Here is a 24,631-nt window from a genome sequence, read left to right on the forward strand (position 1 = left end):
TTTAGTACCCAGATTTGTAAATTGTTCCCAAAAGAGCGCTGAATTAGTTTTCGGCAAATTTACTTTCGTAATTTGGGATTAAGCAAATGTACCGTCCTTGCACGTAAAAATTCATGAACGCCCTTCTCTTTTTGCAAAGGATGGATTCAAAGCGAAAATCAGCCAAAGGAAAATACCAGAAAGCAACAGAGTGGCCGTTATGACAATCGGCAGTGAAATCATCAATGAATCTGCCATAAATACAAAGATGGTCTGGACAGCGATTGCCGCGATAATGATGCACATCAATAAATTCAGCCATTTATCCTTGATGAATGACGTCAATTTTCCGCCAATCAACACGCCAACGATGCCGCTTATCCCAAGCGGCAAAATCACATCCATCCGAATATAATCTCCGCCCAATTTTCCCAAGATGGTGCCGACACATAACATGCCGCCGACCACCATACCGGTCCCGACAGCCTGTCTGACTTTCAAATGAAAGAGCCGCAAAAAGATGGGCATGTACAGAAAACCGGCCGCGACCCCGATCATGCCGCCAACTGCTCCAACGATTAAGCTGAGAAGGATGGAAGTAAAGTACGGAAATGAAGCATGATCTTGTTGATCCCGGTTTTTCTCCGGCAATATAATGGCCAGCGCGGCCAGCAGAGAAAAAAATGCAAACACCCCCTGCAGCCAATTATCATCGGCTGAATTGGCCAATAAGGAAGATGCAAGGCTTGATATTACAGCCGGAATCCCAAAAAAGACCACAATCTTTTTGACAACGAGCTTATTAAGCCAAAAATATATCGTTCCCGAAATAGTCGTAATCAGGGTATAAAAAGCGGTAGTCGTCACGATCTGTTTCATATTGAAGTCCCAGTTATACAAAGCGGAAAACAAAATCAGCATAGACGTAACGATAATACTGCCGCCGACCGAGATCATCCCTGAAATGGCGCCCGAAAACAAACCGACTAAAAATGCAAACACCCACATGAAAAATCACCTAATAACCATTTTACACCTTATCCGGGCAGGATGAAATGAAATCCTTTACCCGGTTAGAAGGGGCGGTGGATTTGCAAATATACCGCGGCTCATAAAGAAAGGTGAGGTGTCTTGACTATCTCCCAAGTCTTTTTAGCGTATTGGCCATAAAATAAGCGATCGTTGCGGACAGCACAGCAAGAATCAAAGTTGAAAAATGGGGATCCCCAACCAACACAACCTCTTGTGGCAGATTATCGCTTGTTCTCCAAGCCTCATTGATATCCGGGCTATATGCAGCTGTTAAGAACATTCCTGAAATGATTTGCATCAATATAAACAGAAAAATAAAGCTAACAAGGAAGACTATAAACTTTTTCATTGTACTCACTCCCTTCTTTATCATCTTAATACGTTTTTTATTCATAAAAGTTGCATAAATTGGCCATAAACAACCATGTTATGTACCAAATCATTGCATGAATCAGTCGTGGCTCTTTGGAGTATGTTTAATCGTCCCTGTCATGGCCGGTTATATCAGCGCCGCCATCCCGGCACGGAAAATCATTAACATAAATCCAAGTATCGGATTGAAAGAATAATTCTATAAGGGGAGATGTGAAAATGGGACACTCGTTGCTTGAAGACCAGATTTTCCAACTTGAAAAGCGATTAATGAGCGGTGACTACATGGATTTGGAGGCGCTGCTTGCAGAGGATTTTATGGAATTTGGAAGCTCAGGGAATTTATATGATAAAAAAACACAGCTTGGCAGAAGTGCTTCCAACGATGCTGTACATTATTCCGTAACAGACTTTCAAATTAAATGTTTAGCGCCCGATATTGTGTTGGCCACATATCGAACATATAAGCATAGCGATGGGTCACGGGCATTAAGAAGTTCTATTTGGAAATTAAACGAAGATCAATGGCAAATGGTGTTCCATCAGGGAACCCCTGTCACCTGTTAATTTTTGGTGTTACCCGTCATCTTACTGAACCCGGCAAATTTTTTAAATCCGTTGCTTTTGTGAACGAGATAGTATAAGCTATGAATTAGTTAATAGAATATCGGAATATTGAATGTTAGGGGTGCGCATTGTTGGAATGCGCTTAAAAGGGAAGTCCGGTGAAAATCCGGCACGGTCCCGCCACTGTAATCAGGTAGATCCATATCATAGCCACTGGAGTCCATCCGGGAAGGGATATGTGATTGATGACCTTTAAGTCAGGAGACCTGCCCCTAATAAAAGCATCCATCAACCTACGAGGAATAGGGTAAGATGTTACGGCTGGCTTTTGCGTGTTTTATAGTTTTGCTGCGAAAGCCAAGGTATTGCTGTGGCAAAATCACAGCCATCGACTCAAGTGCATCAAGGCACTCTTCCTATTCGTTTAGGCAGAGTGCCTTTTATTTTTGGGTATGAGGAGGCGAAGGTAAATGAGGGTGAAAAGACAAAATCCAATATCAACCGCCTGGTTATGTTTTTTGCTCGTGCTGGTGCTGGCTGCTTGTGGCCAATCAAGCGGGAAGACAGAAGCATTAACACCTGTAAAATCAGAAAATAAATCGGAAAATTCGCGGGATTATGAACCTGTAACGATTCAAAACGGCGATCGAAAGATCGAGATTACTGAAAAACCCATGAGAGCTGTAACATTAAACCAACATACGACCGAAGTGATGCTGGCGCTTGGATTAGAACAATATATGGCAGGTACCGCTTATCTGGATGATGACATATTACCCGAGTATAAAGATCAGTATACTAAAATTCCTGTTCTATCCGATGCATATCCTTCTCAAGAGGCCTTTTTGAATGTGAATCCCGACTTTGCATATGCAGGTTGGCAAAGTGCTTTTCAAGAAGATGCAGTAGGGACGGTTGAGAGATTGGAAGAATTAGGCATAACCGCTTATTTGCATCAGTCTTCAAATATGGTTGGTCCCGCGAAAGAAGATATATATCAGGATATACGTAACATCGCGCGTATCTTTGATGTCGAAGAGCGGGCCGAGAAGCTGATCGAATCGATGAACAATGAGGTGGAAAAAATCCGGGAGCAAATAGGAGCCATTGACGAGCCTCTTCGCGTTTTTGTGTACGATAGCGGGGAAGATGCACCAGTTACTGCTACTCAAAACTTTATGACGGAGCTTATACATATGGCAGGAGGCAAAAATATATTTTCTGATATCGAAAAAAATTGGGCCAATGTGACTTGGGAGGAAGTTGTGAATCGCAATCCGGAAGTGATCGTGATCATCGATTATGGCGACATACCGGTAGAAAAAAAGAAACAAACCTTGCTCAACAAATCGGCTTTGGCCGATGTGGAGGCGATTCAAAATGAGCGCTTTACCGTGTTGCCGCTTTCGGCGGCGGCTGAAGGAGTGCGCATGCCGATTGCTGTGGAAACGCTCGCGAAATCCTTCTATCCGGAGAAGTTTAAATAGAAATTTATTATGGGCGGCATGCTCCTTTTGGAATAACAAAGAAATGATTTTACGATTGAGCGAAGGCGGGAAATAATCATGAGAAAAACTGGCAGAAATCTTTTACCCCGAAAAGTTTAAACAGTAGCTCATTCGCTATATGAGGTGTGCCCATTATGTTAAAAAAAGCCCCATATCAAAATAGGCCAATGGTTCATAATGAAGAGCCGCGGATGGTTAACAGCCGAAAGGAGGAACATCACCGGAGGACACTCCTGTTTAAGGCAACCATTATGGGTTTGGCTCTGTTGCTTATCCTGTCGATGCCGTTGGCAATTGTTCTCGGGCCCGTCCCCATTCATTACGAAACAGTGTGGCGAATCGTATTTTCACAGCTTCCGGTCTTAAGTGATTGGGTGACGGTTGATTGGACGCAAGCTGAAAAAAATATCGTATGGGATATTCGTCTCCCAAGAGTATTGCTTGGGGCAATCGTTGGGGGAGGATTGGCTATTGTAGGGGTTGCCATTCAAGCACTCGTTAAAAATTCTTTGGCGGATCCGTATATTCTTGGGGTTTCCTCCGGTGCATCCGTTGGGGCCACATTGGTTATTTTATTTGGCGCATTCGGGATATTCGGTCAATATGCGTTGTCAATCGCTGCCTTTTTAGGCGCGCTTGTATCGGTCATGATCGTTTTTTTTATTGCCAGGAAGGGAGGAAGCATATCAACGGTTCGTCTTTTATTATCCGGGATTGCCGTTTCGGCGATTTTAAATGCAGTAACGAATTTAATCGTGATGTCAGCACCTAAGGAAGAGGGGATCCGCAATGCCCTGTTTTGGATGATGGGGAGCCTGACCGCTGCAAAATGGGAGTATTTAACGATTCCCGCACTTGCTGTATTGATGGGGATTGGTTATCTGCTTATCCAATCACGGGCATTAAATGTGTTATTGATGGGTGAAGAAACAGCTGCGACACTTGGTATGAGTACAAATATGTTTCGTAAGGTGCTACTTGTATTTACGGCTCTTCTAACCGGCGTGATCGTAGCGGTTAGTGGTGCGATTGGCTTTGTCGGATTGATGATTCCGCATATTGTGCGGCTTATCGTTGGTTCCGACCATCGCCGAGTGTTGCCTGTCAGTGCCTTGCTCGGCGCTATCTTCCTTATTTGGGCTGATGTCGCTGCCCGCCTTTTATTTGCACCCGAGGAAATTCCGATTGGAATCATTACTTCAATCTGCGGTGCCCCGTTTTTCATTTGGCTTTTAAGACGGAATACGTATTCATTTGGAGGTGACGGACGGTGAATCTTACTGCCAAAAATATATCGTTAACACTGAATGAGAAACCAATCTTAAACAATATGGATATCCATGTTCGAAATCAGGAGTTTGTCGGGTTGCTAGGTCCAAATGGAAGCGGAAAATCGACCTTTTTGAAGAGTATCTACCGAACGATGAAACCGGATGTTGGCTGGATATCCTTGGCTAATCAAGATATTTATCAATTATCGCCGCGTAAAGTGGCCCAACAGATGGCAGTGGTCCGTCAAGAAACGGCGATTGAATTTGATTTTACGGTTCGTGAGATGGTGATGATGGGGCGTTTTCCCCATAAATCCGCTTTACAGCAGGATACAAAGCAAGATGAACAGCTGGTTTATGAAACATTGGCCCAGGTTGGCATGCAAGATTTCGCGGAACGGAGTTTCACGACCCTGTCAGGGGGAGAGAAGCAGCGTGTTTTAATCGCCAGAGCTCTTGCACAACAGGCAAAATTTCTTGTATTGGATGAACCGACAAATCATTTGGATATCCATTCCCAGTTGCAAATTATGGCGATTTTAAAAAAGCTGGGGTGCACGGTCCTGACCGCTTTGCATGACTTAAATATTGCCTCTGTTTATTGTGACCGAATCTATCTTGTGAAATCAGGGGAAATCGTGGCATCAGGAACTCCTTCCGAGATTTTTCAACCTCCGTTGATCAGAAAAGTCTTTGGAGTAGAATGCGAAGTGTCTATCCATCCTCGTACTTTAAAGCCGCATATTGTTTTTTTATCTGCCATAGACAGAGCGATGTAATCGCCTTCGGGAAAAAGGAGGGAGCCAACATGGCGACGTGGGATTTGGAACGAACGAGAGCCCATATTCTCATTTGCAACGGATCGAGTTGCCTTCGTCAGCAAGGTGAAGAGGTAACCTTGGCGATCCGGAAGGCTTTGAAGGAAAAATCTCTAGATGATGTTATTCATACAACGCGAACCAGGTGTAATGGGCGCTGTAAAGATGCGCCCACTGTGATTGTATATCCGGAAGGAACGTGGTATCAACAGGTTTTCCCGGAGGACGCAGAGGTGCTGGTTTCAGCCATTTGCAAAGGTGAGCAGCTAAGGGAAAAAGTGAGCCATGCGTTCTCCGGTTCCGGTTTTCATCGTTATAATGATGCGCCAATCGGAATCCGCAAGTCGGAAAACGGAAAAAAGCCACCTGATTGTTTGAAAAGCCAACATTACAAACGAGGAGGAATTGTACCATGAGTAAAAAAGGGAAATTGCTGATCGTTGGATTTGGTCCCGGCCACTTCGAACACATTACTGCCCGTGCGAAGGAAGCGATTCAAGAAAGTGACCTCATCATTGGCTACAAAACATATGTCAACCTGATTAAAGGATTATTAACGGACCAGGAGATTGTCAGTACGGGGATGACAGAAGAGGTATCGCGGGCCCAGGAAGCGGTCAGGCAAGCGGAATCGGGGCGAAAGGTTGCTGTCATTTCCAGCGGCGACGCCGGTGTGTATGGCATGGCAGGACTTGTTTATGAAGTACTGATGGAAAAGGGCTGGAAAGAAGAAACAGGGGTCGGCATTGAAATTATTCCGGGGATATCTGCGATTAACTCATGTGCGTCTTTACTTGGTGCACCGATTATGCACGACGCATGCACGATCAGTTTAAGTGATCATTTAACTCCTTGGGATCTCATTGCAAAACGCCTTGATGCCGCGGGCCAGGCTGATTTTGTCATTGCCTTGTACAATCCGAAAAGCGGCAGGAGGACAAGGCAAATTGTCGAAGCACAAAGAATCCTGCTCCAATACCGTTCGCCCGAAACCCCTGTTGGTCTGGTAAAAAGTGCATATCGCGAACGCCAAAATGTGATATTGACAAATTTGGAAAATATGCTGAATCACGATATCGGAATGCTGACAACGGTCATTATCGGTAATTCAACAACCAAAGTGTATGACGGAAAAATGATCACGCCGAGAGGATACCAAAGAAAATATACGCTTGATTCAGCTGTACAGCCTTTAAAGCCAAGTCAACGCCTGAAAAGGGAAGCGGAGCCTTGGGCTTTGGAACAGGATCCAAATCTTTTAAAAAGAAAAAGCATTCCAACGGCACCAGAGCAGCCTCAAAAATCGGGAACGCCTGAAAATCTGTTTGCAAAACAGGAACCGGGCAGTGAAAAGCCTTCATCACTGGATATCGCAATGGAAGCCCTATCAATGGTCGATGGAACGGCTGCTCTGCAAATGGCGCCGGATTATATACAACAGCCAATCGAATCGATATTCGAACTTGCCGTCAAGCCAGGTGTCGCAAATAAAAAATTTACACCCGAGCAAATGATCACTTTAGCAGAAGTTGTCGGAGAAAAAGGGACAATGGAATATTCCCCCAACCATCAAATTGTATTGCGCATTCCAACAGCAGAACCGGACGAAATTACGAAAAAGCTTCAATCAGTCGGGTTCTTATTGGCTCCTGTAGGTGAAGTCCTCTCTGTAAAAGCGTGTGACTTTTGTGACGGGGAAAAATATGAAGCGATTCCCTATGCTGAAAAAATCGAAGAAAAGCTGGGCGGTTTGCCTCTCCCGAAGAAACTGAACATCGGTATAAATGGTTGCGGGATGGCGTGTTACCAGGCGGTGATGGAGGATATTGGGATCGTGTTTAGAAAAGGCAAGTTTGATTTGTTTTTGGGGGCAAAGCCGGTAGGGAGGACAGGGCATGCCGGCCAGCTGGTTGCAGAAGGGATTGAGCCTGATCAAATTGTTGACCTTGTCACAAGGATTGTAGAAGAGTATAAGGAAAATGCCCATCCTAATGAAAGATTATTTAAATACTTTCGGCGGGTAAAAGAGATTGCGGGATTCAAATATAAGGACATAACACCAAAAATCAAAATTGAGCCGGCTCCGTGCGGGGATTAAAAAGCTGGAGAATGGAGGAATACAGATGAAAGCAGTGTTGTTTGTTGGCCATGGAAGCAGGGATGAAGAGGGAAATGAGGAGATTCGGCAGTTTGTCAAAAAAATGCAGCCACAGTTGAACGGCCGTTTACTGGTTGAAACGTGCTTCCTGGAATTTGGCAAGCCGTCGATTATGGGCGGTATTGAAAAGTGTGTTAGCCGAAAGGCCTCGGAAATCTATTTGATTCCGATCATTCTTTTACCTGCAGGCCATTCCAAGATTCACATCCCCGCAGCCATTGATGAAGCAAAGGAAAAATTCCCTCATGTTTCATTTACATATGGCCGCCCCATTGGGATTCATGAGAAAACAATTGATATTTTATCATACCGCTTGACGGAGGCCGGGATTGATCCGGCAAAGGAACATGAAGATACAGCCGTTTTGCTCATTGGCAGGGGCGGAAGTGACCCGGATGCCAATAGCGATTTGTATAAGATAACAAGATTACTATGGGAAAAATTAAAGATTAAATGGGTGGAAACGGTTTTTATGGGCGTGACATCCCCTTCTGTCGATGAAGGGGTCGAACGCTGCATGAAGCTTGGGGCGAAAAAAGTGGTCATGCTGCCTTACTTTTTATTTACAGGTATTTTAATCAAACGTATGGATGGCATGAAAGCACGGTATGAATTGGAATACCCCGGAATAGAGTTTGTGCTGGCCGACTATTTTGGTTTTCACCCGCTTTTGCAAGAAATTGTCCTGGACCGGGTGGGAGAAGCACTGCAAGAAGATGTACGGATGAATTGTGATACGTGTCAATACCGTCTTGCAGCCATGGAGCATATTGATCACCATCACCATCATGATCACGATCACCATCACCAGCATTAATGGAGGGCTGAATATGATTTTTTTCTTGGCAGGGACAAGTGACGCCAGGGCACTGGCATTGTTACTGAAGGAAAATGGTTACGATTTATTGGCAACGGTTGTGACGGAAAATGCAGCCAATAGTTTACGAGAGTCCGGTCTTGATGTGCAGGTTGGAAGATTAACGAGTGACGATATGACTGCCATCATTCAAAGTAAAAAGGCCCGGGCTGTTGTGGATGCCAGCCACCCATTTGCTGAAGAGGCTTCAAAGAACGCAAGCCAGGCAGCCAAAAAAGCCAATGTCCCCTACATTCGCTATGAACGGGAAAGCCAAACATTTCAACACGAGAAAGTAACAGTCGTTGACGGATATGAAGAAGCGGCAGCATTGGCAAAAGAAAAAAAAGGTGTCGTCATGTTAACGACCGGCAGCAAAACCTTACAGATTTTCACGGAAACCTTGCGGGATTGCAACGATATCCGGCTCGTTGCCCGCATGCTGCCCCGGAAAGATAACATGGAAAAATGCCAGCAATTAGGTGTTGAACAGAAAAATATCGTGGCCATGCAGGGGCCGTTCTCGAAAGCTTTGAATAAAGCGCTGTATGAGCATTATGGGGTCACGCTGATGGTGACAAAAGAGAGTGGCAAAGTGGGGGCTGTCGATGAGAAGCTGGCTGCTGCTCTTGAAATGGGAATCGAAACAATCATCATCAAACGGCCAAAAATCCATTACGAAAACGTTTATTCCCATTTCGACGATGTGTTACAAGCCTTAAAGCATGTCTTTTCAGATGAGAAGTTCCCAATTCAATAATCCCTATTCAGAAAAGGAGTGATGAAATGGATTTCCAAACAACATTTAAACCAATCACTGTTCAACCACAATTAATCGAAGGCAAAAGCTTTGACATCATTAACGAGGAAATCGGTGAACATTCTTTCACAGAGGAGCAATATCCTGTCGTTCAACGGATCATTCATGCCTCGGCAGATTTTGAGCTTGGAAAAAGTGTGCTTTTTCATCCCGATGCTGTTCGTGCAGGTGTTCAATCGATACGAAACGGCAGAAACGTCATTGCGGATGTCCAAATGATTCAAAGCGGGATCAACAAGCCCCGGATCGGGAAATTTGGCGGCACCGTCCGCGTCTATATTTCAGATCCGGACGTCATGGATGAGGCGAAGCGCTTAAATACGACACGTGCCATTATTTCGATGAGAAAAGCAGTCAGGGAAACAGAAGGAGGCATTTATGCGATCGGAAATGCGCCGACAGCCCTGCTTGAACTGATTCGGCTGATCAAAGAAGGAGAAGCAAAGCCGGATCTTGTAGTCGGGATGCCCGTCGGATTCGTTTCCGCGGCCGAATCGAAAGAAGAGTTGGCAAAGCTTGATGTGCCATTTATTACGAATGTTGGCAGAAAGGGTGGAAGCCCTGTGACTGTTGCTGCCGTCAACGCGCTATCCATTATGGCCGAACAGGTGTAAAAAAATGAAAAAGGAGCCTGAAAACGTAAAGGAGCTGCGTTACGGTTATACAACGGGCGCAAATGCTACAGCAGGAACAAAAGCAGCCTTGACTGCATTGATTACAGGCATCAGGCAAACCGAAGCAACCATTACGCTGCCCAGGGGCCAGGTTGTTACTTTTACGCTGGAAGATTGCCGCCTAAATGAAGAGAGTGCAACGGCGGAATTAATTAAAGATGGCGGAGATGATCCGGATGCCACTCATGGCGCCCTTATCCAGGTAACGGTTTCCTGGTCGAATCAACCGGGCATTCATTTGGATGGAGGAAAAGGCGTCGGGCGCGTTACGAAAGAAGGGCTCCCGGTTCCGGTTGGGGAAGCGGCCATCAATCCCGTTCCCAGAAAAATGATGACGGAAGTTGCCCGGGAAGTTCTGGATAAATATGGGATTTCCCGGGGGGTAAACATTATTGTTTCAGTTCCGGATGGAGAAGAAATCGCCAAAAAAACATTAAACGGCAGGTTGGGGATCATGGGCGGGATTTCCATTTTGGGCACCCGCGGAATTGTTGTTCCTTTTTCCCATGCGTCATACAAAGCGAGTATAGCACAAGCCTTAAATGTTGCACGGGCAGCAGGCGTTCGGCATGTTGTTATCACGACAGGCGGGCGCAGTGAAAAATATGGAATGAAGCAATATCCTGAATTGCCTGAAGAAGCTTTTATAGAAATGGGTGATTTTGTCGGGTTCACGCTAAAGCTCTGTAAAAATAAAGGCATGAAAAAGGTCTCCATGGTCGGGATGATGGGCAAGTTTTCCAAAATTGCCCAAGGTGTCATGATGGTACACGCAAGACGCTCCCCAATCGACTTTGACTTTCTTGCAAAAGTAGCGGAAGAATCAGGAGCGGATGAAGCATTGCTGCAAAAAATCAGGCAAGCCAATACGGCTTCCCAAGTAGGCGATATGATGCTCGAACAGGGACATATCCAGTTCTTTGAACGGATTTGTCATTACTGTAATGCCGCTGCCCTCAAGGAAGTGGGCGGAGAAATGGAAATTGAAACATCACTCTATACATTAAAAGGCAAGTTTTTAGGAAAGGCAGGATCTGCTACATGACAATCAAAATCATTGGAATTGGTGACAATGGGAAGGCAAGTTTGCCACCTCTTTATGAAACATTCATTGCAGAAAGTGAATGCCTCATTGGGGAAGAACGCCAGCTGGCCTTTTTTCCAAACTATGCGGGCGAAAAGATTGTGATTAAAGGGGGACTGTCCGCTCTTGCCGAACGACTTCAAGCTGAAACGAGAAATGCCGTTGTACTGGCATCAGGCGATCCGCTGTTTTATGGGATTGGCAGTTATCTTTCCAAAAAAGTCGAGATCGATATTTATCCAAATGTCAGTTCCATACAGCTTGCCTTTGCAAAAATGGGGGAACGCTGGCAGGATGCCGAAATGATCAGTGTCCACGGCCGCTCCATGAAAGGGCTCGCCCAAAAAATCGATGGAAAAGAAAAAGTGGCCCTTTTGACAGATGAAACGAATACACCGGCGGAAATCGCAGCGTATTTACTGGAATATGGCATGGCGGAATACGAGGCATTTGTAGCCGAAAACCTGGGCGGACAAGCGGAAAGAACAGGCTGGTACACACTTGAAGAATTGTTGGAAAAAACAATTTCTCCATTAAATGTTGTCATTTTAAAAAAGGTTTCTGAATCTCCGGTTTGGACAACTGGAATAGAAGATGAAGAATTTTACCAGCGCAAGCCGGAAAAAGGACTTATTACAAAAAAAGAAGTCCGTATACTGAGCATTGCCGCTCTTGGATTAAGGGAGAACAGTACGGTATGGGACATCGGAACATGTACGGGCTCCATGGCCATTGAAGCTGCCCGTATTGCCCGGAAAGGTGACATATTCGCCATTGAAAAAAATGCGGCAGATCTTGAAAACTGTTTTAAAAATATGAAAAAGTTCCGGACGGATTTCACTGTTGTACATGGGAAAGCACCTGACCATTTACAAGATTTCAAGGAGCCGGACGCTGTCTTTATCGGAGGAACGGCCGGCGGGATGGAGCCCATTCTTGACATTTGCTGTGAAAGATTGAAAGAGAACGGCAGAATTGTGGTGAATGCTGTAACGATCGAAAACTTGAACGAAGCAGTGAACGGATTTAAAAAATACGGATTTCAAACAAACATTACGCTAATCCAAGTTTCCCGCAGCAAACCGATTTTACATTTAACGAGATTCGATGCGCTAAATCCAATTTATATGATTACAGCAAAGCGTGGGAAGGGAGAATAGTATGCCTGGAACTTTGTACGGTGTAGGCGTTGGCCCGGGCGATCCTGAATTATTGACCGTTAAAGCTTTTCGTGTATTGAAGGAATCCGAAGTGATTGCCTATCCGAAAAAAAGAAGCAGGGCAATGAGCTATGCACACCAAATTGTAAACACGTACATAAACGAACAGGAAAAAGAAATGCTTGGCCTCGTTTTTCCGATGACGAAAGACAGGAGTATCCTTGAACGGGAATGGTCAAACGCTGTTGAAAAAATATGGGAAAAACTTTCGGAAGGCAAAGATGTCGCCTTCGTAACGGAAGGGGATCCGTTCTTATACAGTACGTTTATCCATATGATGAGGCTCGTGAAGGAGCGTCATCCTGAAGTGGAGATTCAAGCGATTCCGGGCATTTCATCCATCAATGGTGCCGCGTCGCGCCTTGGCATTCCGCTTGCTGATGGGGATGAATGCATTGCGATTGTGCCGGCACGCGATGATTACGATGAAATGAAACGAATGATCCAAGAAAACGACTGTGTTGTTTTTATGAAAGTGGCCAAGGTGATGGATCTCATGTTATCCATCCTCCGTGAACTTGACCTGATTAATAAAGCATCCGTTGTTACGAAAGTTACCTCAAAGGAAGAAATCATTTGGAATGTGGAAGAATTAAACGATGTCGATTTGGAGTACTTAACCCTAATGGTGGTGAGGAAATGAAAGTGCATATTATCGGAGCCGGACCAGGGGATCCCGATTTAATAACTGTAAAAGGATTAAAGCTCATAGAACAAGCGGATGTGGTCATGTATACGGACTCACTTGTGAATCCCGAGCTTATCGGCAAGGCCGGGGAAGGGGCCGAAATCATAAAAACAGCCGGAATGCATTTAGAAGAAATGGTTGATATGATGATTAATCGCGTGAAGGCCGGTAAAAAGGTTGTGCGCGTCCATACAGGGGATTCCGCCGTTTTTGGTGCCATAATGGAGCAAATGGCACTGTTGAAAGAAGCAGGCATTGACGTTGAGATCGTTCCTGGCGTCAGTTCTGTTTTCGCCAGTGCGGCGGCTGCCGGAGCTGAACTGACGATACCTGATTTAACGCAAACCGTCATTTTGACACGTGCGGAAGGGCGGACGCCTGTACCAGAGAGGGAAAAACTAAAGGATTTAGCCAAACATCACTGCACGGTCGCCCTTTTTTTAAGCGCGACGTTAACAAAGAAAATTGTAAAGGAATTTCTCGCTGCTGATTGGCATGAAGACACCCCTGTCGTTGTCGTATATAAAGCGACATGGCCAGATGAAAAGGTTGTACGCACAACGATTGGAAAACTGGATGAGGCAATGCGGGAGAGTGGTATTCGTAAACAGGCGATGATATTGGCCGGGTGGGCGCTTGACCCGCATATCCATGAAAAAGATTATCGTTCCAAATTATATGACAAAGAGTTTACCCACAGCTTTCGTAAAGGTGTGAAAGCATGATGAAAAAATATGCAATCGTTGGGATTACAAAACATGGGGTGGAAATTGGCCGCCGCCTGCATTCGCTTTTGCCATTGTCCGATTTATTTTATCCGGCAAAATTTGCAAAAGGCGATGAACAGGAAAAGGAAATCGAGATGTTTGAAGGAAGCGTCAAACATGCTGTTCCGAAGCTTTTTCATTCGTATCAAGGTTTAATTATGATCGTTTCGATCGGCGCGGTTGTCCGTTTAATTGCTCCCCATTTAAAAAATAAAATGACAGACCCGGGGGTTGTTGTGATTGATGATCGGGCAGAGCATGTGATCAGTGTTTTATCAGGCCACTTGGGCGGCGCAAACGAATTAACGAACGAAGTGGCAGCCCTTTTAGGTTCAAAACCTGTCATTACGACAGCGTCGGAAGTCCAGAAAACGATTCCGGTCGATTTACTCGGACGCCGGTTCGGCTGGACGTGGGAGTCAAAAGAAAACTTGGTATCTGCCAGTGCAGCTGTTGTTAATGAAAACCAGGTTGCGATTGTTCAAGAATCAGGAGAAAAAAATTGGTGGAATTATGATACCCCTTTACCAAAAAACATAACGGAATATGAATCGATTGAACAAGCGCTTGCGGCAAAACCGGATGCGGCACTCGTTATTACTCATCGCCAATTAACAAAAGAAGAACAGCCGATTTTGGAAAACGGCGTCCTTTACCGGCCAAAGGTGCTTGCCTTGGGAATGGGCTGCAACCGCGGAACCTCCGCTTCAGAAATTGAACAAGTGATTAAAGAAACATTAGACGAGTTGCAATTTTCAATCCGAAGTGTTAAAGCTGTCTGTACAATCGAATTAAAGAAGGATGAACAAGGATTGCTGGATGTTGTCAACAAATACGGCTGGGAATTTGTTACATACACAGCCGAACAATTGAACGGAGTTCCATTTAATCATCCGTCAGAGGTCGTCTTTAAATACACGGGTGCGTATGGCGTGAGTGAGCCTGCCGCTTTATTGTATAGCGGGGCAGCCGATCTGGCGCTCGAAAAGAAGAAGTCGGGAAATGTCACCATTTCTGTTGCAATCATTTCATTTGAGGAGGAAGCATGAGCGAACGAAAAAGTACGAACGGGCTCCTTCCGATCATGCTATCGGTAAAAGGGGACACCGTTGTCATCGTTGGGGGCGGAAAAATAGCAACAAGACGCATACTTCCTTTACTTGAGGCAGAGGCACATATTATTGTGGTTAGTCCCGAAGCAACAGAGGACATTCAAACATGGCATGGGCAGAAACGTTTGCAGTGGAAAGCCAAAAGCTTTGAACCAACCGATATAAAAAATGCAAAAATCATTATTGCTGCGACAAATCAACCAAATGTCAATCTACAAGTTTATGAAGCAGCCGAAAAGCATCAATTCATTAATCTTGCCGATCGTCCAGATTTAAGCGACTTTTTTGTTCCTGCTGCATTTCACCGCGGGAAACTGGTCGTTGCGGTTTCAACGTCAGGTGCCAGTCCCGGGTTGGCACGGCAAATCAAGCAACAGCTCTCTGAAATGTATGATGAAAAATACGAAAGCTATGTTGAATTTCTCTATCAATGCCGGCAAATTGTAAAATCAACTGGTTTAAACCAACAGACCAGAAACAAGATTTTAAAAGAATTATTGGAGGCCCGATACCGGCAGATGGATGAGCGTGAAAGAGTAGAAGCCTTTAAGCAATTACTAGAAAAGGAAGGGGGCAGGGAATATGAATAAAGGAAAAGTATTTCTCGTGGGAGCAGGCCCGGGGGACCCGAAGCTGTTGACAGTGTATGGCATGGAATGTCTTCAGCAGGCAGATGTCATTGCTTACGATCGGCTCGTTAATCCGAAGCTTCTTGAATTGGCCAAACCGGATGCCGAACTGATCTTCTGCGGGAAATTACCGGGCAGGCATGCTCTCATTCAGGAACAAATTAATCAAATGCTCGTTGACAAAGCAAATGATGGAAAAATCGTTACAAGGTTAAAAGGCGGCGATCCATGTGTATTTGGAAGGGCGGGAGAAGAAGCCCAGATCCTAAGTGAGCATGGCATCGACTTCGAAATTGTTCCAGGAGTCACTTCCGGGATTGCCGCACCGGCATATGCCGGCATTCCGGTCACACATCGGGATCATGCATCAAGCTTTGCGATCGTAACCGGACATGGCCGGGCAGAAAAACAGCAAGACCATATTCATTGGAAAGCACTCGCAGAAGGGATTGACACGATTGCTTTTTACATGAGCGTCGGAAACTTAACATATATTTGCAAACAATTGATTGAAAACGGAAAAAACCCTGACACGCCCGCTGCCCTCATTGAATGGGGAACAATGGAGAAGCAGCGGACGGTAACAGGTTGTTTGCGCAACATAGCCGAGCTTGGCGAACAGGAAAATATTCAACATCCGGCCATATTCCTTGTCAGCGAAACCGTACAACTAAGGGAAAAAATCGGGTGGTTTGAGAAAAAACTTCAACAAGAACAGGTTAAGGAACAACCTATTTAAATTTGTCATTCAGATGTCTTGCATGGGTTCTGATTCTTGGCGTAATCAAAATGGGGGGATTATTCATGAATCATAAATCTTTTTGGCTCTCGTTTACAGGCATTGCCATACTGACTTGCTTTTTTTGGACAAATGCTTATCGTCCAGCTTATGCCATGCATATCATGGAAGGCTTTCTTCCCATAGGGTGGGCGGTTTTTTGGTGGGTCGTAACAATCCCATTCATCGTACTGGGATTGCGATCTATTAAAGCCAAGATAAGAGAGAATCCGGAAGTGAAAACAATGCTTGGCTTGTCGGGTGCTTTTGCATTTGTTTTATCTGCACTAAAAATTCCTTCTGTGACTGGAAGCAGTTCACATCCAACCGGAGTCGGGCTGGGAGCCATTTTATTCGGACCTACGGCAATGAGTGTTCTTGGCACGATTGTTCTTTTGTTTCAATCTTTGCTGCTTGCCCATGGCGGTTTAACAACATTAGGGGCAAATGCATTTTCAATGGCTGTTGTTGGTCCATTTATTGCATATGGAGTTTTTAAAGGCGGAAGCAAATTAAATCTATCCTTTTCCGTTTGTGTTTTTTTGGCTGCCATGCTTGGAGATTTAGGGACATATGTCATTACTTCCATCCAGCTGGCCCTTGCTTTTCCAAGTGAAGTGGGCGGGGTGCTGGGATCATTTTATAAGTTTTCAAGTATTTTTGCGATCACGCAAGTCCCATTGGCCATTAGTGAAGGGCTTTTGACTGTCATTGTGATGAACTTGATAAAAAAATACAATATGAGTGAATTAAGACAATTAGATGTTTTTGTCAAGGAGGCGCGTTAATGTATGAAGAATGCTATTTTGTTGCTCTTTGTCATTCTGCTTGCCGTTGTTCCATTATATTTACATAAAGATTCCGAGTTTGAAGGAGCTGATGGCCAGGCAGAGGAGGTGATCGGGGAAATCGCCCCCGATTACCAACCTTGGTTTGAGGCGTTGTGGGAGCCACCCGGCGGAGAAACGGAGAGTTTGCTATTTTCTCTGCAATCTGCAATCGGAGCAATCGTGATTGGGTATGTGCTCGGGTTTGGAAGAGCACGCAAAAAATACGCAAATCGTGGAGATATTAAGCAGCCGCATGCTTCAGATTGATCAATACGCTTATATGAATTCATACAGAAACATACACCCGCTTGAAAAAGGATTGTTTGCTTGTTTATTTTTATTATTTTGCTTACTGACAAAGAATGTAACAGTCGCACTCTTTACATTTTTTGTGATGAGTACAGCGATTGTACTGGGCGCCAAGATTCCTTTCGCTTATTACCTTAAAATCCTCCTGCTGCCTATTTTTTTCTTGTTGACAAGTGTTTTGGCCATACTCATTTCCATAGTACCGGCCAATATGGAATTGCTGGATTCTGTTTTAAGTATGAAAATGGGTCATTGGCAACTGTATATTAGCCAAACGAAATACAAAATGGTGATAGAGTTAATTTTCACCGCGATGGCAAGTGTAAGCTGCATGTATTTTTTGATTTTAACGACACCAATCCAACAAATTGTTTGGCTTTTCCAAAGGCTGAGACTTCCTGCTGTATTTATTGAGCTGTTTCTGTTTACTTATCGATACATTTTTGTGCTGTTGGAAAAGATTGCTGAAATTCGCCTTGCTCAAACCAGCAGGCTTGGATACCTGACCAACCGAAATGCCCTTTCTTCATTGGGACAGCTGTTAGTAAGTCTTTTTATAAAATCAATGAGGTCAGCAAAGGAAGTGCAGATGGCGATAGAAGCCAGAGGCGCCGGAAAGGAAATTTTTGACGACGAGATAACGCAAACATACAGGCCATTACATTGGATCATACTTGTTTGTTCTTTTTTACTTCTTTCTATCATGTCTGCATTTATACCAAGATTATAAGGCGGGGCGGCCGGCATTGGTAAAATACCGCCTTTTTTCCATCAGAAGGAGCAGGAATCATGCATGTACCTATCCTCGAGTTAAAAGATATTTCCTACCAGTATTCGGATCATACGGTTGCTTTAAAAAATGTATCGCTCAAAATTGAACGCGGCAGAAAAATAGCCTTATTGGGAAATAATGGTGCCGGGAAATCGACCTTGCTTTTACATTTAAATGCCATTTTAGTACCTTCGACTGGCCACATGCTATTTAGAGGTGAACGGATTACATACAAACGCATTGAAAAACAGAAGCTTCGCCAGCATGTTGGCATTGTTTTTCAGAACCCGGACTCCCAACTTTTTGCCTCCAGTGTTTATGAAGATATCAAGTATGGTCCCCGAAACATGGGGTGGACGCCAGAGAAAGTAAAGGAAGCTGTTGATGCTGCGATGGCTTTGACTGAAACAGATTCCCTAAAAGAAAAGCCGCCGCATTTCTTGAGCTTGGGCCAGAAAAAGAGAGTGGCGATCGCAGGGGTCCTGGCGATGGACCCTGAGCTCCTTATTCTGGATGAACCGACGGCAGGATTGGATCCTTATTATACAAAGAAGATCATGAATATATTGAATACCATTCAAAATGAAAACCGGACCATTATTATTTCGACACATGATGTTAATCTTGCCTTTGAATGGGCCGATGAGGTGTGGATTATGAACGATGGACAGATTATTTCATCAGGCTGTCCAACGATCGTTTTTCAGGACGAAGCAATTTTACATAAAAGTCATTTGGAAAAGCCGTGGATCATGGATGTATTTGAAAGCATGAAAGGTCCAATGAAGAATGACAGCTATCCTCGATCAAGAAACGAATTATTGAGGAGCATTCAAGATGAACAAAAAAGCCGCAGTTTACGTATGGTTTAAAAAGCTTTTTTGGAAAAAATAATTCCCGCATTCAGATCAACCTATTTCATAAAGGATGTGAATCCTATGCAAAAAAGACTCGTTATCGCCGGTACCGGGAGCGGGGCCGGCAAGACAACATGGACGATTGGGTTAATGCAGGCATTTAAAGATTGCGGGCTCCATGTACAAGGATTTAAATGCGGACCGGACTATATTGACCCAACTTATCATACAGCCGTGACAGGCAGGCCATCCCGCAATCTTGACAGCTGGATGCTGGACAAAGAAACGGTAAAAGATATTTTTATCCAGGCCAGCCGTGATGCTGACCTGTCGATCATCGAAGGGGTAATGGGCTTTTACGATGGAAAAAGCCCAAAAAACAATGTGGGCAGCACAGCGGAAATCAGTATCCTTTTGGAGGCCCCGGTACTGCTGGTCGTCAATATTAGCAGTATGGCAAGAAGTGCTGCAGCCATTGTGAAAGGATTTCAACGGCTTGATCCGAATGTTAACATTGCCGGTGTTCTTTTAAATCAAGCCGGCAGTGAAGGGCATGCAAAGCTATGCGGGCAGGCAATCGAACAAGAATGCGGCATTCCCGTTGTTGGGCATTTAGTGCGTGGTGATATCCCCAAAATTCCCGAGCGGCATTTGGGACTGATTCCGGCCATCGAACGCGGGGAATTGTCCGGATTTTTCAAAGAGCTGGGGAAAACAATTCGTGAAAAAGCGGATTTGGACAAGATTTTACAGCTTGCCGATACCGATCAAGCTGTTGTGATTTCCCGTCCAACGCTATTTGGAAAAAAACAAGAAAGTTGCGTTCGAATTGCGGTTGCCCGTGATGTTGCCTTTAATTTTTATTATCCGGAGAACCTGGCGTTGCTTGAGGCTGCTGGTGCCGAGCTTGTTTATTTCAGCCCGTTGGAGGAAACGAAACTGCCGGAGGAGATCGATGGCCTATACATCGGGGGCGGTTTTCCGGAGGAGTTTGCCAAAAAGCTTGCCGGCAACACAGCCATAAAACAGCAGATTAAAAAGAGAATAGAGGCCGGGCTGCCAACTCTCGCCGAATGTGGAGGCTTCGTATATTTAACGGAATCACTCACAACGGCGGATGGAAGGGCATACCCCATGGTTGGCCTCATCCCGGCTCATGTTGCGATGACATCAAAACGGGCAGCTTTAGGTTATCGGGAAATAACGTCACTTGAGGAAACGATCATTCTTGGCAAGGGAGAAACGGCGAAAGGACATGAATTTCACTATTTTTCGATGACAAAAAGCGCTTCCTTTTCACACGTATATCACGTGCAAGGGCTCAGGGGAGAAAAAGAAGAAGGATTTTACTTGCCAAACGTTGCAGCCGGATTTACTCATCTCCATTTTGCCTCAAATACCAACATGCCACAGAGGTTTGTACAATATTGTTTGGATCATAAAGGAGGATCGGCATGGAAAAAGCAAATCGAAAAAACGGAAAAGGGTTGACTCTCGTCTATACCGGAGAAGGCAAAGGAAAGACAACAGCCGCATTGGGGCTTGGGCTCCGAAGTACAGGAAGAGGAATGAAAGTAAGAATTTTTCAATTCATTAAATCACCGCAGCGGACATACGGGGAACAACTTGCTTTCAAAAAATTGGGCGTGGAAATGACGCAGCTTGGCGTTGGCTTCACATGGACGAAAACACCGGAAGAACACCGGGAAGCGTTAAAGGAAGGCTGGCCCAAGGCAAAGCAGGCGGTATTGAGCGGGGAATATGATGTGGTTATTTTGGATGAACTCAATAATGCGTTGGCGATTGACAGATTTCCGATTGATGACGTTTTGCCGCTTCCGGAAGTAATAGATGTAATCAAAAATAAACCGCCCCATGTTCATCTTGTCATTACAGGCAGGAATGCCAAGCCGGAAATAAAAGCATTAGCGGATCTGGTATCCGTCATTGAACCGGAGAAACATTATTATGATGCTGGCGTACAAGCTGTGAAGGGATTGGAATTTTAAAATTTGGACGGTTACATTAGGCTAGGGCGGTACAAAGTGATCGACGCTGTACGGCCCTTTACTTTGGTATTTCATCCTTTCATTTTTCACTTCTTGCTCATCCTCAGGATGAGCTTCTTCACTTTTCAACGGTTTTTATCCGCCACAGCCCGCCATCAAAACAATGAGCAAGAAAATATGATTCCGATCCGATATACAACTGTCCTGTTATCCTTCTTTTCCCGGAAAACGATTTCGATTCATCATTATAGACCGCATCAACCGAAACAGGCTAGCGGCGACAATTCCATTATAGCCTCGGGATGTGGGGAAGTGAGAGCGTTTTTTTTCCAGAAAAGGTTCTTTTATTTAAATGATGATTTGTCTATTGAAAGTGACGTTACGTCATCTTGTATACTGAAAACAGTAACGAGGGGGGTGCATAAATGCTTTCCATTAAAGAGGTCAAAAAACGGACCGGGGTAACGGTCCGGACGCTGCGCTATTATGATCAAATCGGGTTGCTGCTTCCGGCGGACAAGACGGAAGGAGGGCACAGGCTATATGGTGAAAAAGAACTGATCAAGCTGCAGGAGATTCAATTTTTAAAATCACTGGGCTTCAGTCTGAGCGAAATCAAAGAGATGCTCTCCAATGAAAGGGATTGGAATAAATGTTTGCAGGATCAATTGGCGTATGTATCCAATGAAAAGCAAAAGCTGGAACAAATTGAATTAACCTTGCAGGGGCTATTAAACGAAATGGCCATCGATGGCGAAGTTGATCTGTTGAAAGTTCAGCATTTGATTCAACTATATACAAAGGATCCCGATAGCAGAAAAAAATACAGGAAGCAGATGTTTGACGAAACGGAAATGGAGCTTTTGAAGCGGCTTCCCAATGTCAACCGAACGGATCCTGATACGTTGGAATGGGTTTCTTTGCTTGGCCAATTAAAGAATCATATGGATAAGGGCCCGGAGGCACCGCAGATCCAAAAAATCATCCGGCGCATGTTTGAAAAGCAGGAGGAATTGTTTGGGGAACATGATGAATTTCTTGAAAAACTCTGGGCGGTCAGAAAATCTCCGGAAGCGTCGCAAAAGGCCGGGTTTTACCCGATTGAACCAGAAGTGCTGGATTTTCTGGAAGCAGCTTCCGATATTTATTTGAGCAAAATGAAGGGGAAGGGTGATTCCTGATGAGTATAGCCTTATTGCTATCTGTAGGAGCATTGGCATTGCTGGATACACTCAGCCCGACCACTTTGGGCGTTACCGTATACATGCTGCTTTCGGAGAGAGACAAGGTTGCGGGCAGGCTGCTTGTCTATTTGGCCACAGTTGCCGGTTTTTATTTTATGGTCGGTGTTTTTCTGATGTTGGGGCTGGATATTGTAACGGATGCTGTTTCCGGCCTTGGAAATAATGCTTTATTGAGCCGGATCATGACCATTCTCGGATTGGGCCTATTGATTGGCAGTTTTTTTATCCCAACAAAACAATCCGCTCCCAAAGTGCGCAAACCGAAAAGTAAAAGCAGCTTTGCGATGGTGGCGCTCGGATTGACCACCGGTTTGGTTGAAGTGGGCACGGCATTGCCCTATTTTGCAGCCGTTGGCATCATGACGGCCGCTCACTTGCACCCGCTGGAGTGGCTCCCGATGCTGGCAGGCTACAATTTGATTATGGTCCTTCCAGCATTGATTTTGATGGCGGGGCACTTCTTGTTTAAAGGGCGGCTCCAGGGACCATTGGAAAAAATCAGACTCTCCATTGAAAAAAATGCGGGGTCCACGCTTTCATGGATGATGACCATCGCAGGCTTGATTTTATTAATCAATGCGTGAAAAAGGGAGGTTTTGTCACGTGAAAAAGATATACATCTTTTTGTTTCTGTCCGTTTTGTTATTTTCCGGATGCACATCGGGCGGGAAAAGCAAAGCCGAAACGGCTGATCTTACACATACCGAAGCGATTTATATCGAGCATGGCAGTACCAACGTTCACATCAAAAGCACGGATCAATCCAAATTGGAGGCATCCCATCCAAAACCGATTATCGAGATGAAGCAAGGTAAAAAAGAAATATCCATCCATGCAAAGAAAAGCAAGTTTCATATTGGCCCAAAAATCAATTTCAATAAAAAGCTTCATGTGAACATTCCAAAGGATTATCAAGGAAAAATCATCATCAATGGCGCTTCGGGCAATATTACAACGGAAGGAATAGAAACGGAACATATCGAAGCCATGACAAAAAGCGGAGACATCTCCCTGGATTTTGGCCATTTTCACAGTGATGTGCACGCCAAAACAACAAGCGGCAACGTAGAACTTTTATTCAATGAAAAGAAGCCCGATATCCATTTAACAACCAAGACGGCAAGCGGCCGGCAGATGGTCGCCATTCCGCTTTCCATCAGCCGTCAAGATGACAAGAAAATGGAAGGCACATCGGGTGATGGCAAGTATAAGGTGGAAATCGAGACAGCTTCAGGAAATATTACAGTAAAATAGGAGTGGAACCGTGTATATGTTCAATTAAATAGGGGTACTGGATTTGGCATCATTTGCACTTGTTTGGATTGCCCCATGGTTTTTCCAGGCGTATGCTTTCGCTTCAAAAGAAAAAGGACAGATGCCCGGATTCCCATAAGACCCGCTTGCGAATACCATATAACAGACCTTAATGGTATTAGAAAAGCCGCAACAGGCTAATCAAAAAAAGGGCGGGAATCAATGTGGAAAGCACTTATCTTAATTGTCTGGCTTTATTTGGAGTGGGAGGTGCCCATCCAGGCGGCCTTCAACTGACAAAAAATATTTTGTCAAAGGAAAAAATTGATGACACGATGAAAATCCTCGACGTGGGATGTGGAACAGGACAAACTTCTGCTTATCTTTCAAAAGAGTATGGATGTCAAGTAACGGCGCTCGATTGTCATAAAATCATGCTGGAAAAAGCAAAAGAAAGATTCCGGTTGATGCAGCTCCCAATTGATACAGTGTATGGAAATGCCGAAAATCTCCCTTTTGAAGACGGATCATTTGATATGGTATTGTCTGAATCCGTTACCGCATTTACACATATCTCGCAGTCCATACCAGAATTCAAACGGGTGTTAAAGCCAAATGGGACCTTGCTGGCTATTGAAATGACGCGGGAAAATCCCGTTACCGAAGCCGAGTTAGCCCAGATTATTCGTTTTTATGGGGTGAAGCAGCTGTTGAGCGAGCCGGAATGGTGTGCCCATTTTCAAAGAGCCGGCTTTAACCATGTTCATTCAGAGATTTTCAAGCTGCAGACAGATGCGATGAACATGTACAATGCCGTAGACTTCTCAATGTCGAAAGATATAGATGACTCATACTTTCAAATCCTTAACGAACACCAATATTTATCAATGATTTACCAGGATAAAATAGGCTGCCGCATATTTAGATGCCGGGTTTAACGAACCTCTAAAAGAAGTCCCCCACTTCTATCGGCGATAGTCGATAAGTGGGGGATGAATTTTAGTTTGGCGAAGCCAAAAGTTT

Annotated in this window: 28 protein-coding genes and 1 riboswitch; of the genes, 26 read left to right on the forward strand and 2 right to left on the reverse strand. The window is 44.6% G+C overall.

From position 1 onward, the window contains the following. Positions 1-111: 111 nt before the first annotated feature. Both AB1L08_RS12775 and AB1L08_RS12780 read right to left on the reverse strand, forming a co-directional pair. Entirely contained in the window at positions 112-987 is an 876-nt protein-coding gene (locus tag AB1L08_RS12775; protein ID WP_413065047.1) for a sulfite exporter TauE/SafE family protein, read from the reverse strand. A gap of 127 nt (positions 988-1,114) precedes the next feature. Beyond that, complete coding sequence (locus tag AB1L08_RS12780; protein WP_413065048.1) at positions 1,115-1,360, reverse strand: hypothetical protein; 246 nt, start codon at positions 1,358-1,360, stop codon at positions 1,115-1,117. Positions 1,361-1,602: 242 nt separating this feature from the next. Here AB1L08_RS12780 and AB1L08_RS12785 point away from each other — a divergent pair, with 242 nt between their 5' ends. The 26 genes from AB1L08_RS12785 to AB1L08_RS12910 all read left to right on the forward strand — a co-directional run bounded on the left by AB1L08_RS12785 (position 1,603) and on the right by AB1L08_RS12910 (position 24,546). Continuing rightward, positions 1,603-1,950 carry a nuclear transport factor 2 family protein gene (locus AB1L08_RS12785; protein WP_413065049.1) on the forward strand — a complete coding sequence of 116 codons (348 nt, stop codon included), beginning with the start codon at positions 1,603-1,605 and terminating at the stop codon, positions 1,948-1,950. Between the two features lie 102 nt (positions 1,951-2,052). After that, positions 2,053-2,238: riboswitch (cobalamin riboswitch) on the forward strand. Positions 2,239-2,420: 182 nt separating this feature from the next. After that, complete coding sequence (locus tag AB1L08_RS12790; protein WP_413065050.1) at positions 2,421-3,437, forward strand: ABC transporter substrate-binding protein; 1,017 nt, start codon at positions 2,421-2,423, stop codon at positions 3,435-3,437. A gap of 272 nt (positions 3,438-3,709) precedes the next feature. Then, positions 3,710-4,732, forward strand: a complete 1,023-nt coding sequence (locus tag AB1L08_RS12795) for a FecCD family ABC transporter permease (RefSeq protein ID WP_413065087.1) — start codon at positions 3,710-3,712, stop codon at positions 4,730-4,732. Next, on the forward strand, positions 4,729-5,508 hold the full coding sequence (locus AB1L08_RS12800) for an ABC transporter ATP-binding protein (protein WP_413065051.1): 780 nt from the start codon (positions 4,729-4,731) through the stop codon (positions 5,506-5,508). The genes AB1L08_RS12795 and AB1L08_RS12800 overlap by 4 nt, the downstream gene beginning before the upstream one ends. A gap of 29 nt (positions 5,509-5,537) precedes the next feature. Continuing rightward, complete coding sequence (locus AB1L08_RS12805; protein WP_413065052.1) at positions 5,538-5,963, forward strand: (2Fe-2S) ferredoxin domain-containing protein; 426 nt, start codon at positions 5,538-5,540, stop codon at positions 5,961-5,963. Then, positions 5,960-7,645, forward strand: a complete 1,686-nt coding sequence (gene cobJ, locus AB1L08_RS12810; RefSeq protein WP_413065053.1) for a precorrin-3B C(17)-methyltransferase — start codon at positions 5,960-5,962, stop codon at positions 7,643-7,645. The genes AB1L08_RS12805 and cobJ overlap by 4 nt, the downstream gene beginning before the upstream one ends. A 25-nt stretch (positions 7,646-7,670) precedes the next feature. Next, positions 7,671-8,522 carry a sirohydrochlorin chelatase gene (locus AB1L08_RS12815; RefSeq protein ID WP_413065054.1) on the forward strand — a complete coding sequence of 284 codons (852 nt, stop codon included), beginning with the start codon at positions 7,671-7,673 and terminating at the stop codon, positions 8,520-8,522. A 13-nt stretch (positions 8,523-8,535) separates the two neighbouring features. Next, a complete protein-coding gene (cobK, locus tag AB1L08_RS12820) occupies positions 8,536-9,321 on the forward strand; it encodes a precorrin-6A reductase (RefSeq protein ID WP_413065055.1) in 786 nt (261 codons plus the stop codon). Between the two features lie 26 nt (positions 9,322-9,347). Next, positions 9,348-9,995, forward strand: coding sequence for a precorrin-8X methylmutase (locus tag AB1L08_RS12825; protein ID WP_413065056.1), 648 nt, complete (start codon positions 9,348-9,350; stop codon positions 9,993-9,995). Between the two features lie 4 nt (positions 9,996-9,999). Next, positions 10,000-11,100: a cobalt-precorrin-5B (C(1))-methyltransferase gene (locus tag AB1L08_RS12830; protein ID WP_413065057.1), complete on the forward strand. Its 1,101-nt coding sequence runs from the start codon at positions 10,000-10,002 to the stop codon at positions 11,098-11,100. Further along, a complete protein-coding gene (gene cbiE / locus AB1L08_RS12835) occupies positions 11,097-12,299 on the forward strand; it encodes a precorrin-6y C5,15-methyltransferase (decarboxylating) subunit CbiE (RefSeq protein WP_413065058.1) in 1,203 nt (400 codons plus the stop codon). The genes AB1L08_RS12830 and cbiE overlap by 4 nt, the downstream gene beginning before the upstream one ends. 1 nt (position 12,300) lies before the next feature. Next, positions 12,301-13,002, forward strand: a complete 702-nt coding sequence (gene cobI, locus AB1L08_RS12840; protein WP_413065059.1) for a precorrin-2 C(20)-methyltransferase — start codon at positions 12,301-12,303, stop codon at positions 13,000-13,002. After that, positions 12,999-13,772: a precorrin-4 C(11)-methyltransferase gene (cobM, locus tag AB1L08_RS12845; RefSeq protein WP_413065060.1), complete on the forward strand. Its 774-nt coding sequence runs from the start codon at positions 12,999-13,001 to the stop codon at positions 13,770-13,772. The genes cobI and cobM overlap by 4 nt, the downstream gene beginning before the upstream one ends. After that, positions 13,769-14,863, forward strand: coding sequence for a cobalt-precorrin 5A hydrolase (locus AB1L08_RS12850; RefSeq protein WP_413065061.1), 1,095 nt, complete (start codon positions 13,769-13,771; stop codon positions 14,861-14,863). Before cobM ends, AB1L08_RS12850 begins: the two co-directional genes overlap by 4 nt. Beyond that, a complete protein-coding gene (locus AB1L08_RS12855; protein WP_413065062.1) occupies positions 14,860-15,516 on the forward strand; it encodes an NAD(P)-binding protein in 657 nt (218 codons plus the stop codon). Before AB1L08_RS12850 ends, AB1L08_RS12855 begins: the two co-directional genes overlap by 4 nt. Next, entirely contained in the window at positions 15,509-16,294 is a 786-nt protein-coding gene (gene cobA, locus AB1L08_RS12860; protein ID WP_413065063.1) for a uroporphyrinogen-III C-methyltransferase, read from the forward strand. The genes AB1L08_RS12855 and cobA overlap by 8 nt, the downstream gene beginning before the upstream one ends. Positions 16,295-16,359: 65 nt before the next feature. Then, positions 16,360-17,121 carry an energy-coupling factor ABC transporter permease gene (locus AB1L08_RS12865; protein ID WP_413065064.1) on the forward strand — a complete coding sequence of 254 codons (762 nt, stop codon included), beginning with the start codon at positions 16,360-16,362 and terminating at the stop codon, positions 17,119-17,121. A gap of 3 nt (positions 17,122-17,124) precedes the next feature. Further along, positions 17,125-17,430 carry an energy-coupling factor ABC transporter substrate-binding protein gene (locus tag AB1L08_RS12870; protein WP_413065065.1) on the forward strand — a complete coding sequence of 102 codons (306 nt, stop codon included), beginning with the start codon at positions 17,125-17,127 and terminating at the stop codon, positions 17,428-17,430. After that, the gene (cbiQ, locus tag AB1L08_RS12875; RefSeq protein ID WP_413065066.1) at positions 17,417-18,202 is read left to right on the forward strand and encodes a cobalt ECF transporter T component CbiQ; all 786 of its coding nucleotides are present in this window, start codon (positions 17,417-17,419) and stop codon (positions 18,200-18,202) included. The genes AB1L08_RS12870 and cbiQ overlap by 14 nt, the downstream gene beginning before the upstream one ends. A 59-nt stretch (positions 18,203-18,261) precedes the next feature. After that, positions 18,262-19,116, forward strand: coding sequence for an energy-coupling factor ABC transporter ATP-binding protein (locus AB1L08_RS12880; protein WP_413065067.1), 855 nt, complete (start codon positions 18,262-18,264; stop codon positions 19,114-19,116). A 66-nt stretch (positions 19,117-19,182) separates the two neighbouring features. Next, positions 19,183-20,592: a cobyrinic acid a,c-diamide synthase CobB gene (locus AB1L08_RS12885; RefSeq protein ID WP_413065068.1), complete on the forward strand. Its 1,410-nt coding sequence runs from the start codon at positions 19,183-19,185 to the stop codon at positions 20,590-20,592. After that, entirely contained in the window at positions 20,556-21,110 is a 555-nt protein-coding gene (locus AB1L08_RS12890) for a cob(I)yrinic acid a,c-diamide adenosyltransferase (protein WP_413065069.1), read from the forward strand. Before AB1L08_RS12885 ends, AB1L08_RS12890 begins: the two co-directional genes overlap by 37 nt. A gap of 425 nt (positions 21,111-21,535) precedes the next feature. After that, positions 21,536-22,291: a MerR family transcriptional regulator gene (locus tag AB1L08_RS12895; RefSeq protein WP_413065070.1), complete on the forward strand. Its 756-nt coding sequence runs from the start codon at positions 21,536-21,538 to the stop codon at positions 22,289-22,291. Next, complete coding sequence (locus AB1L08_RS12900) at positions 22,291-22,938, forward strand: GAP family protein (RefSeq protein WP_413065071.1); 648 nt, start codon at positions 22,291-22,293, stop codon at positions 22,936-22,938. The genes AB1L08_RS12895 and AB1L08_RS12900 overlap by 1 nt, the downstream gene beginning before the upstream one ends. Positions 22,939-22,957: 19 nt before the next feature. Further along, positions 22,958-23,608 carry a DUF4097 family beta strand repeat-containing protein gene (locus tag AB1L08_RS12905; protein WP_413065072.1) on the forward strand — a complete coding sequence of 217 codons (651 nt, stop codon included), beginning with the start codon at positions 22,958-22,960 and terminating at the stop codon, positions 23,606-23,608. 224 nt (positions 23,609-23,832) lie between these two features. Continuing rightward, positions 23,833-24,546, forward strand: a complete 714-nt coding sequence (locus tag AB1L08_RS12910; protein ID WP_413065073.1) for a class I SAM-dependent methyltransferase — start codon at positions 23,833-23,835, stop codon at positions 24,544-24,546. Positions 24,547-24,631 lie beyond the last annotated feature (85 nt).

The sequence above is a fragment of the Siminovitchia jepli genome (genome assembly GCF_047228825.1).
Taxonomy (GTDB): domain Bacteria; phylum Bacillota; class Bacilli; order Bacillales; family Bacillaceae_C; genus Siminovitchia.